General features: G+C 73.0%; 14 protein-coding genes. 8 read left to right on the top strand and 6 right to left on the bottom strand.

The genetic code is table 11. From position 1 onward, the window contains the following. Positions 1–26 precede the first annotated feature (26 nt). Complete coding sequence (locus QE359_RS05780) at positions 27–263, top strand: PTS transporter subunit EIIB (protein WP_022907163.1); 237 nt, start codon at positions 27–29, stop codon at positions 261–263. After that, the gene (locus tag QE359_RS05775; protein ID WP_309778183.1) at positions 260–712 is read left to right on the top strand and encodes a glucose PTS transporter subunit IIA; all 453 of its coding nucleotides are present in this window, start codon (positions 260–262) and stop codon (positions 710–712) included. The genes QE359_RS05780 and QE359_RS05775 overlap by 4 nt, the downstream gene beginning before the upstream one ends. A 93-nt stretch (positions 713–805) precedes the next feature. Here the strand turns inward: QE359_RS05775 and QE359_RS05770 are convergent, their stop codons facing one another. Next, entirely contained in the window at positions 806–1,537 is a 732-nt protein-coding gene (locus tag QE359_RS05770) for a GntR family transcriptional regulator (protein WP_309778181.1), read from the bottom strand. Positions 1,538–1,652: 115 nt separating this feature from the next. Between QE359_RS05770 and QE359_RS05765 the strand changes: the two genes are divergently transcribed. The 5 genes from QE359_RS05765 (at position 1,653) to QE359_RS05745 (ending at position 7,043) form a co-directional block, all read left to right on the top strand. Continuing rightward, positions 1,653–2,276 (top strand): response regulator transcription factor, encoded by a 624-nt coding sequence (locus tag QE359_RS05765; RefSeq protein WP_217637367.1) that lies wholly within the window; start codon positions 1,653–1,655, stop codon positions 2,274–2,276. Next, a complete protein-coding gene (locus QE359_RS05760) occupies positions 2,269–3,471 on the top strand; it encodes a histidine kinase (RefSeq protein ID WP_309778179.1) in 1,203 nt (400 codons plus the stop codon). Before QE359_RS05765 ends, QE359_RS05760 begins: the two co-directional genes overlap by 8 nt. A gap of 97 nt (positions 3,472–3,568) precedes the next feature. After that, entirely contained in the window at positions 3,569–5,608 is a 2,040-nt protein-coding gene (locus QE359_RS05755; RefSeq protein WP_309778177.1) for a DUF2156 domain-containing protein, read from the top strand. Further along, positions 5,605–6,885, top strand: a complete 1,281-nt coding sequence (locus QE359_RS05750; protein ID WP_309778175.1) for an alpha/beta hydrolase-fold protein — start codon at positions 5,605–5,607, stop codon at positions 6,883–6,885. The genes QE359_RS05755 and QE359_RS05750 overlap by 4 nt, the downstream gene beginning before the upstream one ends. Beyond that, positions 6,882–7,043 carry a hypothetical protein gene (locus QE359_RS05745; RefSeq protein ID WP_309778173.1) on the top strand — a complete coding sequence of 54 codons (162 nt, stop codon included), beginning with the start codon at positions 6,882–6,884 and terminating at the stop codon, positions 7,041–7,043. Before QE359_RS05750 ends, QE359_RS05745 begins: the two co-directional genes overlap by 4 nt. A gap of 41 nt (positions 7,044–7,084) precedes the next feature. On the opposite strand, the gene QE359_RS05740 is transcribed toward QE359_RS05745, so the two are convergent. The 5 genes from QE359_RS05740 to QE359_RS05720 form a co-directional block, all read right to left on the bottom strand. Next, positions 7,085–7,660, bottom strand: a complete 576-nt coding sequence (locus QE359_RS05740; protein WP_309778172.1) for a GNAT family N-acetyltransferase — start codon at positions 7,658–7,660, stop codon at positions 7,085–7,087. A 79-nt stretch (positions 7,661–7,739) separates the two neighbouring features. Continuing rightward, positions 7,740–9,332 (bottom strand): dihydrolipoamide acetyltransferase family protein, encoded by a 1,593-nt coding sequence (locus tag QE359_RS05735; RefSeq protein WP_309778171.1) that lies wholly within the window; start codon positions 9,330–9,332, stop codon positions 7,740–7,742. A 41-nt stretch (positions 9,333–9,373) separates the two neighbouring features. Beyond that, complete coding sequence (locus tag QE359_RS05730; RefSeq protein ID WP_070419276.1) at positions 9,374–10,333, bottom strand: alpha-ketoacid dehydrogenase subunit beta; 960 nt, start codon at positions 10,331–10,333, stop codon at positions 9,374–9,376. 86 nt (positions 10,334–10,419) lie between these two features. Beyond that, a complete protein-coding gene (locus tag QE359_RS05725) occupies positions 10,420–11,556 on the bottom strand; it encodes a thiamine pyrophosphate-dependent dehydrogenase E1 component subunit alpha (protein ID WP_071295537.1) in 1,137 nt (378 codons plus the stop codon). A 23-nt stretch (positions 11,557–11,579) separates the two neighbouring features. Further along, positions 11,580–12,659: a histidinol-phosphate transaminase gene (locus tag QE359_RS05720; protein WP_309778168.1), complete on the bottom strand. Its 1,080-nt coding sequence runs from the start codon at positions 12,657–12,659 to the stop codon at positions 11,580–11,582. 71 nt (positions 12,660–12,730) lie between these two features. Between QE359_RS05720 and QE359_RS05715 the strand changes: the two genes are divergently transcribed. Beyond that, complete coding sequence (locus QE359_RS05715; protein ID WP_309778167.1) at positions 12,731–13,129, top strand: phage holin family protein; 399 nt, start codon at positions 12,731–12,733, stop codon at positions 13,127–13,129. Positions 13,130–13,209: the final 80 nt, after the last annotated feature.

Genomic DNA, 13,209 nt, shown 5'->3' with positions numbered 1-13,209 from the left:
CGCGTTTTCGTAACGAGGAGGAAACGATGGCTGACATCAAGGCCGCTGACATCATCGCCGCGCTGGGTGGCGCCGAGAACATCGACGAGGTCGAGGGCTGCATCACGCGCCTGCGCGTCGAGGTCGAGGACGGGGACCTCGTCGACAAGGACGCACTGAAGGCCGCCGGCGCGCAGGCCGTCGTCGGTGGCGGCACGGGCTGGCAGGTCATCGTCGGCCCGATCGCCGACAACCTCGCGCAGGACATCCAGGACGAGCTGTGACCGCCGTCCGGACCCCGTTCCAGGGCCCGGTCGTCTCGCTCGCCGACGTGCCGGACCCGGTGTTCGCCGGGCAGCTCGTCGGCGCCGGCGTCGCGGTGGACCCGACCGGGGTCGAGGGTGCCGTCACGGCGGTCGCACCGGTCGACGGCACGATCGTGAAGCTGCACCCGCACGCGTTCGCGCTGCAGGGCGCCGCGGGCACCGACGTGCTCGTGCACGTGGGCATCGACACCGTCAAGCTCTCGGGCGAGGGCTTCGAGCTCGTCGCGGCCGAGGGTGACACCGTCGTCGCGGGCGACCCGGTCGTCCGGTTCACCCCCTCGGTGATCTCGGCCGCCGGCTACTCGCCGATCTGCCCGGTCGTCGTGCTCGGCTCCGCGCCGGACTCCATCTCGCAGGACGCGGTCGGCACCACGGTGCGCGACGGCGACACCCTGTTCGAGGCGTAGCACGCGACACCCTGCCGCGAGACTCGGCTCCGCGGACACTTTCGGGCCCGATCGGTCGCGGATGTGTCCGCCGGGCCGAGTCTCGGCGGGCGGCTACGCGACCGCGTTCGCCGTGACCTCCATCTGGACCCGGTAGCGGTCCGAGCGGTACCAGCTCCGCGTGTGTTCGACGGGGCGCTCCCCCGCGTACGACACCCGGTCGAACTCCAGCAGCGGCGCCCCGGTCTTCGTGCCGAGCAGCGTCGCCACGTCGTCCGCCGCCGGGTTCGCCGCCACGGTCTGCTGCGCGCGGTCGATCGGCGTGCCGTACTCGGTCGCGATGATCGAGTAGACCGACCCCGACAGGTCGTGCTCGAGCAACCCGGGGAACGCGTCCGCGACGAGCCAGGCGTCGTCGATCGACACCGGCGCCCCGTCGGCCATGCGCAGGCGCTTCACGTGGAAGGCCGCGACGTCGGGGTCGAGTCGCAGGGCCGCGGCGGTGTCGGACGGCGGGACCCGCTCCTCGCGCACGAGCACGACGGTCGTCGGCACGTGCCCCATCGCCCGCATCTCCTCGGTGAAGGACGCCAGGTGCAGCGTCGACTGCACGGGGCGGTGCGCCACGAAGGTGCCCTTGCCGCGCACGCGTTCGAGGTAGCCCTCGTTCACGAGCTGACCGAGCGCCTCGCGCACGGTGATCCGGGACACCCCGTACTCGGCGATGAGCTGGCGTTCCGACGGGATCGCCGCCCCGGGTGCGAGCCGGACCGTGGCGAGCTCGAGGAGGATGCGCCGCAGCTGCTGGTGCTTCGGTTCGGCACCCTCGGTGATCCGGCTCGTCATGCGGTCCTCGTGCTCCGTCGCTGGTCGTGCGGGTGGTCATGCGCGGACATGACCAGTGCCTGACACAGTAGCGAGTCCCCCTCGGAACGCCAACGTGCATGACAAGATGACGCGCGTGACAACCGTGGTGATCGTCGACGACGAGACGCTCGTCCGCTACGGCTTCGAGCTGATCCTCGGCGCCGCGCCGGACATCGACGTCGTCGCCACCACCGGGGACGTGGACGCCGTGCAGGTCATCCGGTCGCACGCGCCCGACGTCGTGCTCCTCGACGTGCGGATGCCGCGGGTGAACGGCCTCGAGGTCCTCCGCGAGCTGCAGGCCTTCCCCGAACCACCGGCGGTCGCGATGCTCACGACCTTCGACACCGACGAGTACGTCGGCCGGGCGATGGAGCTCGGCGCCGCCGGCTTCCTGCTCAAGGACACCGACCCCGAGGGCCTGGCCGAGTACGTCCGGGTCCTCGCCCGCGGCGGGGTCGTGCTGGCACCGGGCGTCGATCGGACCCGGCTGTTCGCGGCACGTCCGGCAGCCCCCGCGCCGTCCGTCAGCGAGCGCGAGCACGCGGTGCTCCGGCTCGTCGCCGACGGCGTCAGCAACCCGGACATCGGCCGACGGCTCGGCGTGAGCACCGGGACCGTCAAGGAGGACATCCGGTCGCTGCTCGCCGCGTTCGGCGTCCCGACGCGCGTCCAACTCGCGCTGCGCGCGGCCGAGGCGGGACTCCTGGATGGCTGACACGCAGCGGTCGGGGCGCGTCCGGCGGGTGCTCGCGGCGACCGACGGGAGGCTCGACCGCCTCGTCGACGTCGGCCTGCGGTGGGCGCGCACCCACCGTGCACCGTGGTGGCTGGTCGACGCCCTGTTCATCGCCGCCGCCGTCGCGGACGCCGTGCTCGACATCTCCGGGGCGACCGCCCTCGAGACGTGGTTGTCGCTGCTCGCGGCCGCCGCCCTGTTGCTCCGTCGTCGCTTCCCCGTGCTCGCGTTCGCCCTGACGGTGCCCGGGTTGTTCGTCGGTTCCGCGGTGGTGGCGGCGAGCGTGGCGCTGTTCACCCTCGGGGAGCGCACGAGCCGCCGGTGGCTGATGCTCCTCGCCGCGCTGGTGCAGTTCGTCGGCTTCAGCGGGTTCGTCGGGCCGCCGCAGACCCTCGACGAGATCGTCGTCTCCGTCGTCTACGCGCTCATCTTCGCGCTCGGACCGCTCGCCGTCGGGCTGCTCGTGCAGACCCGCGCGCGGCTGACCGACCAGCTCGTCGAGTCCCGCCGGGCCCGCGAGGACGAACGCCGGCAGGCCGCGGCCGTCGCCCTGTCCCGCGAGCGGGCGCTGCTCGCGCGGGAGATGCACGACGTCGTCTCGCACCAGGTGACCCTCATCGCGGTGCAGGCCGGTGCGATGCAGATGGCCGGCCGCGACGAGGCCGAGCGCGGGTTCGCCCGGACGATCCGGCAGCTGTGCGTGGTCACGCTGCAGGAGCTCCGCGAGATGGTGCAGGTGCTCCGCGCCTCCGGCGGCACCGACCGCGAGATCGCGCCCCAGCCGGTGCTCACCGACCTCCCCCGGCTCATCGCGGAGAGCGGGCTCGAGACGAGCACGACCGTCGACCTGCCGGACACCCTCGCCCAGCCGCTCCAGCGCGCGGTCTACCGGTTCGTGCAGGAGGGGCTGACGAACGTCCGCAAGCACGCCCCCGACGCGACCGTCCGGGTGAGTGGCCGGATCCACTGCGAGCACGTCCTCGTCGACGTCGTGAACGGCCCGGCGCGTTCCGAACGCCTCGAACTGCCGGGGTCCGGGCTCGGCCTGATCGGACTCGGGGAGCGGGCGTCGCTCCTCGGCGGCAGCATGGAGTCGGGCCCGCAGCCGGACGACGGGTTCGCACTGCACCTGCGGCTGCCGGTGGAGCACGTGCCGGCTGCCCGGGCGGTCTGACGGTCATCCTCGGAGCCAGCCCGTCCTGGCCGATCGGCCATCGCGGTTCACGCCGTGGAGCGATGCCCCGGCGGGGGCGATCGGCTGGGATGGAACCGTGGCACCAGCAGCGCTCCTCGGACGACTCCGTCGATCCCCCGTCTCCGTCGCCGTGGCGGTGGTCGCGGTCGCGCTCGTCGTGACCGCGCGGATGGCCCACTCCGAGCCGGACTTCCCGCACCACCCGCCCGTCGCGTGCCTCGCCCTCGTGGCGGTGGTCCTGACGACCGTCCTCGCCGAGCGCTCCCTCGGATCGCTCCGGACGCTCGTGATCGGGGTCGGCGCGCCGCTGCTCGGGGTCCTCGCGACCCTCCTCACCGTCACGATCGGTTCGGCGCTGGGCGAGGCACACGCCGAGTTCGCCGTCGGACAGCCGCTCTTCGCCCCTTCCGTCGTCGCCGCCGCGTTGCTCGGGGCCGCGTCGGCGGCGATGCCCGCGCAGCGCCGCTGGCGGACGCGCGCCGCGCTCTGGACCGTGGTGCTGACCCTCGTGTTCTTCGCGGGCCACGGGTCGGACCTGGCCCGCGCCCTGGCGACCCTGCTCGGGACCGCAGCCGGCGCGTGGATCGTGCGCCGCGCCTCCAGGCCCCAGAGCCGCACCACCCGCGTCACCGCACGGACGGTCGTGGTGAGCGCCCTCATCGCGCTCGGTGCCGGCACCCTGGTGACCCCGATCGTGCCGGACCCGGATGGCGTGCTCTCGCCGTTCGCCGACGCGATGCCGGACCGTTCGGTGGTCGTCGTCGGCGTGCTGCTGCTCCTGGCCGCCTGGCTCGTGCACCGCGGTCGCCGGACGGGCATCGCGCTGGCGATCGGCGTGCTCCTGACGCTCACGGTCGTGCTCGCCGACGTCTTCCTCATCGAGCCGGTCAAGGACGACGCGGTGCAGTGGCAGGGGCTCGGACTCGACGCGATCGAGTGGCAGGTCACCCTGCTCGGCGCGTGGATCGTCCCAGCCACCGTGCTGCTCGCCGTGCTCCTCCTCCGACCACGGCTCGTCCGGGCGCGGTTCCGGGCCGCCGGTGCCCGCCGTGACGACCTCGTCGAGATGCTCCGCGACGGCGACGCCGGGACCCTCGGGCACATGGGGACCTGGCGCGGGAACGCGACCTGGACCCACCCGGACGGACGCGGCGCCGTGGCCTACCGGGTGCGCGGCGAGGTCGCCCTCGCCGTCTCGGACCCGGCGTGCGCCACCGCCGACCGTGCCGAGGTCCTCGCCGGCTTCACCGCGTTCTGCGAGCGCAACGGCTGGGTGCCCGCGTTCACGAGCGTCCACGAACCCGTCCGCGCCATCCTCGGTGCCGAGGGGTGGACCGCGCTGCCGGTGGGCGTCGAGTGCGTGCTCGACGTGACGACGTTCGACCTGCGCGGCAAGAAGCGGCAGGACCTCCGGACCGCGTCGAACCGGGCCGACCGCGAGGGCCTCCGCGACGAGTGGACCACCCTGGACGCGCTCGACGCCGGCCGTCGTGCCGAGGTCGAGGCGATCTGCACGCGGTGGGCCGCCGATCGGCGTCTGCCGGAGATGGGCTTCACGCTCGGCGGGTTCCGCGAGCTCGACGACCCGGACGTCCGGCTCATGCTCGCCGTCGACGCCGACGGGCACGTCACCGCGGTCACGAGCTGGCTGCCCGTCCACGAGCGGGGAGCGCTGACCGGCTACACGCTCGACGTCATGCGCCGCGGCGACGACGGGATGCCCGGGGTGATGGAGTTCCTCATCGCCCGGACCGCGCTCCGTGCCCGCGAGGCCGGCCTCACCACGATCAGCCTCTCCGGCACGCCGCTGGCCGCCCACGCCGGGGCCCGGTCGCTGGTCGTCCGCGGGTCGGTGCTCCTCGCCCGCGTGCTCGAGCCGGTGTACGGGTTCCGGTCGCTGCAACGCTTCAAGGAGAAGTTCGGCGCGCGGCACGAGCCCCTGTGGTTGGTCGTCCCGACGCCGTTGCACGTGCCGCGGGTCGCCCGGGCCCTGGCGTCGGCGTACGTGCCGGGCCTTCGGCCGAAGCACCTGTGGGCGCTCCGGCAGGCGCACCGTGCGGCGGCGGACGCCCGAGCGGTGGCCGAGGCCAGTGCCGCGGGTGCGGCGCGCTCGTGAGTCCGACCGAGTGGCTGCTCGCCACCCAGCTGCAGGCGCCGTCGAAGCTCGTCCCGGTGGACATCGCGTTCGCGGTGCTCGCCGTCGCGGTGCTGCTGCCCGCTCTCCGGCACACCCGGTCCGGGTCCGCCTGGCGTGCCGTCCGGCTGCGCGCCGTGGTCGCCGTCGGGGCCGCCGTCGCCGTGCTCCTCGTCTGCTGGGTCCTGAGCGACGTCCTGAACCTGTTCGGCGTCGCCCTGAGTCCGGTCACGCGGATGTGGGTCGCGATCGCCACCGCCGCACTCGCCCTGGCGGTCACCGGCATCGTGCAGGGCGGTCGCGGACGCCGGGTGCTCGCCGCCGTGCTCGTCCCGGCGGCGCTGCTCGTCCCCGCGCTCGGGGTGAACGTCGAGTTCGCCAAGTACCCGACCCTCGGCACCGTGGTGCAGAGCGACCCGTACCCGGCGCTCGACCTGCACGCGGCTCCGGCAGCGGCGCTCCCGGCGCACGGCGAGGTCCGGACGGTGGACATCCCCGGGACCCGCTCCGGCTTCCCGGCCCGCCCCGCCGTCGTCTACCTCCCGCCGGCCGCGCTCGTCCGGGGCCCGGCACGCCTGCCGGTCGTCCTCGCGTTCGCCGGGCAGCCCGGGGCGCCGAGCGACATGTTCACCGCCGGGCAAATGGGGACCGTGCTCGACGCCTACGCGGCCGCGCACCACGGATCGGCACCGATCGTCGTGTCCGTCGACCAGCTGTCGGCTCCCGGTCGGAACCCGATGTGCGTCGACTCGACGCTCGGGAAGTCCGCGACCTACGTCACCGAGGACGTGCCCGCCTGGATCGGCGCGCACCTCCCGGCGACGCCGGACCGGCACGCCTGGGGCCTCGTCGGGTTCTCGCAGGGGGCGACCTGCGCGATGCAGTTCGTCACCGCCCACCCGGGGTCGTTCGGCGCCGCGCTGGCGATCTCCAGCGAACTGCAGCCGATCGACCAGAACCCCCGGCACAGTGCCGACCAGGCGTTCGGTGGGTCGGTGGCCCGCTGGAAGGCCGCCGCCCCGATCGCGCAGATGCGGGCGAACGGCCTCGGCGGGCACGCGCTCTGGCTCACGGCAGGGTCCGCCGACCACCAGTTCAGTCGGAACGCCCGGGCACTCGGCAGTGCGGCCCGGACGGCGGGCGCGGACACCGTGGTCGCGTTCGCGCCGGGGAGCGGGCACGACTGGAACACCGTGCAGTGGTCGCTGCGCACGGAACTGCCGCACGAGGCCGACACCCTGTTCGGGGCCCTCGGGTGAGGCCCGTCGTGCTGGCGGTCGTCGCCCTCGTCGCGGTCCTGCTGCTGACGGTGGGGCCGGTCGCCGTGGCGCCGCTCGCCGCCGTGCTCCTGCTGCTCTGCGTGGGTGCGGCTGCCCTCGCGACCGGGGACGACGGCTCGGGGCCGTTGGGCTCCTGACCGGTGCGGCTCGGGGCCGTCGGGCTCCTTGCCGGTGCGGGTCAGGCGTTCGCGACGAGCCAGGCCCGCTGCGTCCGTGAGAGCGCCCGGTCCGCCCAGACCTGCCGCTCGACACCGTCCGGCAGCGTCGACGACGTCGAGCCCTGCCACACCAGCTGCAGGCCCGCGCGGTCGAGCACGGCCGCCGAGGCCGGGTTGTTCGTCAGCACCCGCCCGGTGACCGCGACGTCGGGAGCGACGTCCGCCGCGGCAGCCACCGCCGCGAGTGCGATCTCCGTCGCGTAGCCGTTGCCCCACGCCGCCGGTGCCAACCGGTAGCCGAGGTTCCACACCCCGGCCGCGGTCATGTCCACGCCGCCGACACCGAGGAACGCGTGGTCGGTCGCGGCGCGGACCGCCCACGAGCCGAGCCCGTGTCGTGCCCGGCCGCCGATCTTGCGCTGGACGAGGTCGACCGTCGAGGCCCGCACCGCGTGCCGTCCCGCGGGGAGGTGGGTCCACGTCCGGGCGTCGGAGAAGACCGCGTGCACGTCGTCGATGTCCGCCGGTGACAGCGGGGTGAGCAGGAGGCGATCCGTTCGGATCTCCTGCGAGGGCATCAGGAGCTGGTGGACCATGTCTCGATCATCCCGCCGCCCACCGACATCCGTGTGAACACCACGCGACGAATGCGGGAGTCCGCAACGGCGGTGACGGCTAGTCGAGCAGCAGCGCCGGCTCCTCGAGCACCGAGGCCACGTCGTGCACGAAGCGGGACGCCACGTCGCCGTCGACGACCCGGTGGTCGAACGAGGCGCCGATCGTCGTCACCATGCGCGACCGGACCTCGCCATCGACGACCCACGGCTTCGGCTTGATCGTGCCCATCGCCACGATCGCGACCTCGCCCGGGTTGAGGATCGGGGTGCCGGTGTCCATGCCGAACACGCCGATGTTCGTGATCGACACCGTGCCGTTCGCCATCTGCGCCGGGGTGGTCTTGCCGTCGCGGGCGGTCAGGGTGAGCTGCTCGAGGGCCTGGGCGAGCTCGAGCAGGGACATGTCCTGCGCGTCCTTGATGTTCGGCACGATGAGGCCGCGCGGGGTGGCCGCGGCGATGCCGAGGTTCACGAAGTGGTGGACGATGATCTCGCGGTCGGTCCAGGTGGAGTTCACCGAACGGTTGCGGCGGACCGCCCAGATCACGGCCTTCGCCACGAGGAGCAGCGGCGACACCTTCACGCCCGCGAACGTCGGCGAGGACTTCAGTCGCTTGACGAACTCCATCGTGCGGGTGGCGTCGACGTCGACGAACAGCGAGACGTGCGGTGCGGTGAACGCCGACGTGGTCATGGCGGTCGCGATGGCCTTGCGGACGCCCTTGACCGGGATCGTCTCGCTGCGGACGTCGCCCCACTCGGGCGTCTCGATGTTGCGGAAGACGCTGGCCTGCTTCGCGTGCCGGATGACGTCGTCGCGGGTGACCTCGCCCGCGAGGCCGGTCGCGACGATCTCGCTCAGCTCGACGCCGAGGTCCTTCGCGAGCTTCCGGATCGGCGGCTTCGCCAGGACGTTGGTCGCCACACCGTGCTTGCGCGCCGAGCCGGAGCCCTGCGCGGAGATGGCTTCGGCGGTGGTCTCCTCACCGGGGTCGGTGGCGGCTTCGGCCGCTGCAGCGGCGTCGGCACTGGAGGCGCGGCTCGCCTCGGCCGCGAGCGCTGCGGCCCGGCGGGCGCCCGGCTTCCGGCGGGACGGCGACGAGGTCGCGGAGCCGTAGCCGACGAGGACGGCGCCGGAGGACTCGTCCGTGCCGACGACGGAAGCGTCGACGGCGACCGGCTGGGCGGGTGCGGCTGCGGGCTGCGCGGGAGCGGTGGCGGGCGCCGCGGCGGCCCGCGGCGGGGTCGGCGCACTCACCGGAGCGGGTGCGGCGGGGGTCTGCGCGACCGGGGCGGCGGGCGCGGCCGGTGCCGGCGGGGTGGCGGTGACGTCCGGCGAGGTCGGGACGCTCTGGGCGACGTGTGCCGCGCCTCCTGGGCCGGCGACCGCCGCACCGGACGCGACCTGCGCGTCGGACTCCACGCGGATGATCGGCTTGCCGACCTCGACGGTGTCGCCCTCGGAGACGAGCAGGCCGGTGACGGTGCCGGAGAACGGCGACGGGAGCTCGACGAGGGACTTCGCCGTCTCGATCTCGACGAGGACCTGGTCGACGGCGATCTCGTCCCCGATCGCGACGCGCCACTGCACGATCTCGGCCTCGGTGAGGCCTTCACCCACGTCGGGCAGGGGGAATTCGGCGACGGCCACTACGGCTCCTTCGGCGTTCTGGTCGAGCTCGGACAGGGAGGTCAGTAGGCGAGGGCGCGGTCGACGGCCTCGAGGACGCGGTCGGCGTCCGGCAGGTGCAGGTGCTCCAGCTTCGACACCGGGAACGGGACGTCGAACCCGGAGACCCGGAGTGGCGGTGCCTGCATCGTGTAGAACGCCTTCTCGGCGACGGTCGCGGCGATCTCGCTGCCGACGCTGACGAAGCCGGAGGCCTCTTGCGCGATGACGAGACGACCGGTCTTCCGGACCGACGCCAGGAGCGGCTCCCAGTCGATCGGCGAGATCGAGCGGAGGTCGATGACCTCGCAGCTCGTGCCCTCGCCCTCGGCGATCTCCGCCGCCTGCATGAGCGTGGCGACCATCGCACCGTGGCCGACGAGGGTGACCTCGGTGCCGGTGCGGGCGACGCGCGTGGTGTGCATCGGGACGTGCCCGTCGACGAGGTCCACCTGACCCTTCGGCCAGTAGCGCGACTTCGGCTCGAGGAAGACGACGGGGTCCTTCGAGGCCACTGCTTCCTGGATCATCCAGTAGGCGTCGTTCGGCGTGCTCGGGCTGACCACACGGAGACCAGGGGTGTGCGCGAAGTACGCCTCGGGCGACTCCTGGTGGTGCTCCACGGCACCGATGTGGCCGCCGTAGGGGATGCGGATGACGACGGGCAGCGACATGTGCGCCGGCAGCCGGTTCGCCATCTTCGCGAGCTGCGAGGTGATCTGGTCGAAGCCCGGCCAGACGAAGCCGTCGAACTGGATCTCGACGACCGGGCGGTAGCCGCGCAGGGCCAGACCGATCGCGGTGCCGATGATGCCGGCCTCGGCGAGCGGGGTGTCCCGCACGCGCTCGGGGCCGAACTTCTCCTGCAGGCCCTCGGTGATGCGGAACACACCGCCGAGTGCGCCGATGTCCTCGCCCATCAGCAGGACCTTGTCGTCCGCCTGCATCGCGGCGGCGAGCCCGGCGTTGAGCGCCTTGGCCATCGTCAGGGTCGGGGTGGGGTCGCTCGGGACCTCACCGGCGCCCGGGTGGGAGCGCAGGGTGTAGTCGAAGAGCTGCTCGGTGGTGCTCATGCGTGGGCGCCCCCTTCGAAGCCGGCCTCGTACTGTTCGAGCCAGGCCTTCTGCTCGGCGATCAGTGGGTGCGGCTCGCGGTAGACGTTGTCGAACATGACGTCGACGGACGGCGGTGTCAGGGCCACGGTGCGACGGCGGACGTCGGCGGCGATGTCCTCGCCCTCTTCGTCGAACGCGGCGAACTGCTCGTCGGTCGCGCCCTTGGAGCGCAGGTACGCCTCGGACCGGACGATCGGGTCGCGGCGGACCCAGTCCTCGAGCTCGCCCTCGGCGCGGTAGCGGCTCGGGTCGTCGGAGCTCGTGTGCGCGCCGATGCGGTACGTGTCGGCCTCGATGAACGCCGGGCCCTGGCCACTGCGGGCGTGGTCGGTGGCGACGACCGAGGCCGTGTACGAGGCGAGGATGTCGTTGCCGTCGATGAGGACGCTCGGGATCCCGAAGCCGCGCGGACGGTCGACGAGCGGGGTCGGCGACTGCACCGACACCGGCACCGAGATCGCCCAGTGGTTGTTCTGCAGGAAGAAGACGACGGGGGCCTTCGTCGAGGCCGAGAACACGTACGCCTCGTTCACGTCGCCCTGGCTCGTCGCGCCGTCGCCGAAGTAGACGATCGAGCACGCGTCGCGGTCGGGGTCACCCGTGCCGACGTCGCCGTCGAGCTTCTGCCCGAGTGCGTACCCGGTGGCGTGCAGGGTCTGCGAGCCGATCACCAGGGTGGAGATGTGGGTGTTGCCGCGCTCGTCCGGGTCCCACCCGCCGTGCGTCTGGCCGCGGTACATCGCGATGATCTCCATCGGCTCGACGCCGCGGTGCATCGTGACCGCGTGCTCGCGGTAGGACGGGAAGACGTGGTCCTGCGCACGGAGGGCGAAGGCGGAACCGGTCTGTGCGGCTTCCTGCCCGTGGCTCGGCACCCAGAGGCCGAGCTGACCGGTGCGCTGGAGGTTGTGACCGGCGTGGTCGAACCGACGGGTGAGGACCATCCGGCGGTGCATCGCCAGCAGGGTCTCGTCCGGGATCGCCCGCGCGGCGGCGGCGAACTCGGCGTTCTCGTCGGTCTCCACGAACCGACCCTCGGGGTCGAGGAGCCGGACGGTGGTCGTCGCGGGGGCCGCGGCGCGGAATGACATGCGGGCCAGCGTAGCGGCAGCGACTACTCGGCTGCCTGGAGGTCCCCCACAAGCGACCGTGCTGTTTCGAGGAGCGTTCCCACAGCCTCGTGCTCCCCGATCGAGATGCGGATGCCCTCGTTCCCGAAGGCCCGGACGATGATGCCGGCCTGCTCGAAGCGCTCCGTCGCGTGCGCCGTCAGCTCGCCGGTCGGCAGCCACACGAAGTTGCCCTGGGCGTCGGGCACGTCCCAGCCCTGCTCGCGGAGCGACGTGACGACGTGGTCCCGCAGGACAGCGATCTCGGACACGCGCTCGAGCAGTTCGGACTCGCGTTCGAGGCTCGCGAGCGCCGCCGCCTGGCCCTGCGCCGTGACCGAGAGCGGGATGGCGCAGGCGCGTACGGCATCGAGCACGTACGCCGGGCCGAGGGCGTACCCGACACGGAGTCCGGCCAGCCCGTAGGCCTTCGAGAAGGTGCGGAGCACGACGAGGTTCGGGTACCGCTCGAGCAGTGGTGCACCACGGACGGCGGTCGGCTCGGTGACGAACTCGGCGTAGGCCTCGTCGAGGACCACGAGCACGGTGGCGGGCACCTGCGCCATGAACGCCTCGAACTCCGCGCCGGTCACGATCGGGCCGGTCGGGTTGTTCGGCGTGCAGACGATCACGAGCCGGGTGCGCTCGGTGACGGCGGCGGCCATCGCGTCGAGGTCGTGTCCGCCGTCGGGGCGGTTCGGCACCTGCACGCTCGTGGCACCGGCGACCGTGACGACGCCCGGGTAGGCCTCGAAGGAGCGCCACGCGTAGACGATCTCGTCGCCGGGGCCGGAGGTGGCCTTGGCGAGTTCGTGGAGGATCGCGACGCTGCCGGGGGCGACGTGGACCTCGTCGACGGTCGTACCGAAGCGGTTCGCGAGCACGGCCCGGACGGCGAGCGCGGTGGCGTCGGGGTAGCGGTTGAACGCGGTCTGCGCCTGCACGGCCTCGACGACGCCGGGCAGCGGCGGGAACGGGTTCTCGTTGCTCGACAGCTTGAAGGCGTCGGCCGCGGCCTGGCGCCCCTGCTTGTAGGCGGGGAGAACGGCGATCTCGGGCCGGATGTGCACGCGCTCGTCAGTCACGGGATCAGGCTACCCGGCCGGGAGAACGGCGATGCGGTGCCCATCCGGGTGCCGGAGGGCATCATGGACGCATGCGATTCCTCGTCCGCCTCGTCGTCAACGCCGTCGCCCTCTGGCTCACCACGCTGATCGTCAGCGGCGTCTCCGTCACGCCCTTCGGCGACGGCGGCACCACGGCCACCGTGCTCACCTACCTGCTCGTGGCGTTCGTGTTCGGCCTCGTGAACGCGGTCATCGGCACGCTCATCCGGATCGTGGCCTTCCCGATCTACATCCTCACGCTCGGGCTCATCTCGTTCGTCGTGAACGCGATCCTGCTGCTCATCGTCGCCGGGATCTCGGACGCCTTCGGCTTCGGGCTGCAGGTCGAGTCGTTCGGCTGGGGCATCGTCGGCGCCTTCGTGCTCGCGGTGTTCGCGTGGCTGATCGGGCTGTTCGTGCGGCCGGTGCTGAACCGCCCGCGCGCGTGACGCTGGCCGACGACCCGTCGGCGAGCACCCCGTCGGGGTGGGCCGACGACCGGACCGGCACCGCGCCTCCCGACGGCAGC

The sequence above is a fragment of the Curtobacterium sp. SORGH_AS_0776 genome (assembly GCF_031453355.1).
In the GTDB taxonomy this organism is placed as follows: domain Bacteria; phylum Actinomycetota; class Actinomycetes; order Actinomycetales; family Microbacteriaceae; genus Curtobacterium.
Note: the sequence above shows the minus strand (reverse complement) of the source record. Positions and strands in the feature narration are given on the sequence as shown.

What these genes read in the sequence shown, in the direction of transcription:
- QE359_RS05715 (WP_309778167.1), top strand. Translation starts at nt 12,731, where the DNA reads ATGCGATTCCTCGTCCGCCTCGTCGTCAACGCCGTCGCCCTCTGGCTC.
- QE359_RS05725 (WP_071295537.1), bottom strand. Translation starts at nt 11,556, where the DNA reads ATGTCATTCCGCGCCGCGGCCCCCGCGACGACCACCGTCCGGCTCCTC.
- QE359_RS05740 (WP_309778172.1), bottom strand. Translation starts at nt 7,660, where the DNA reads ATGGTCCACCAGCTCCTGATGCCCTCGCAGGAGATCCGAACGGATCGC.
- QE359_RS05780 (WP_022907163.1), top strand. Translation starts at nt 27, where the DNA reads ATGGCTGACATCAAGGCCGCTGACATCATCGCCGCGCTGGGTGGCGCC.
- QE359_RS05730 (WP_070419276.1), bottom strand. Translation starts at nt 10,333, where the DNA reads ATGGCCAAGGCGCTCAACGCCGGGCTCGCCGCCGCGATGCAGGCGGAC.
- QE359_RS05760 (WP_309778179.1), top strand. Translation starts at nt 2,269, where the DNA reads ATGGCTGACACGCAGCGGTCGGGGCGCGTCCGGCGGGTGCTCGCGGCG.
- QE359_RS05770 (WP_309778181.1), bottom strand. Translation starts at nt 1,537, where the DNA reads ATGACGAGCCGGATCACCGAGGGTGCCGAACCGAAGCACCAGCAGCTG.